Genomic DNA, 513 nt, shown 5'->3' with positions numbered 1-513 from the left:
GGCTCGAGGCTGCCGGTGCGACCGCCGGGCAGCGCCATGGACTCGCAGGTGCCGGCGGGCACGAGCTTCCAGGCGTTGCCCTGGTAGTCCACCGAGGAGGTCCCGGCGCAGGTGGTCCCGGGGCCGGCCTTGCAGTCGTTCTGGCCGGCCTTGGCGACGCCGTAGCACTTGACCATGTCCTTTTCGGCGGCGACGGCCGTGCCCGTGAGCGCGGCACCGCTCAACGCTAGGGCGAAAGCGCCGGCGAGGCCGAGGGCGGTGTAGCGGTTGGTGGTGGACATAACGTGTCTCCTCTTGCGCGTTGTCGGGTGTTTCGCACCGCGGCGTTGCCGTCGCGACGCTCGGGAGTAATCATGGTGGGCACGGCGGGCCGCGCCCATTCGGTTCATTACGTAAGGGATTCCGCGTAGCAGCCGCGTGCGCGGCGCCTAGCGGGTCAGTCATTCAGCGCCGCAGGTGCGGTGGACGACCGGGAGGGTCGATGCATCAGCAGGAATTCGCGCTCGATACCGG

The 513-nt window shown here is 69.4% G+C and carries 1 protein-coding gene; it reads right to left on the bottom strand.

The window, feature by feature from the left end; genetic code table 11:
* The coding region (locus G7A99_RS24610) for a DUF2282 domain-containing protein (protein WP_163144702.1) at window positions 1–281 on the bottom strand (281 nt) is incomplete at its 3' end.
* Window positions 282–513: the final 232 nt, after the last annotated feature.

Source organism: Arhodomonas sp. KWT (genome assembly GCF_010993615.1).
This window is presented reverse-complemented; position numbering and strand designations above follow the sequence as displayed.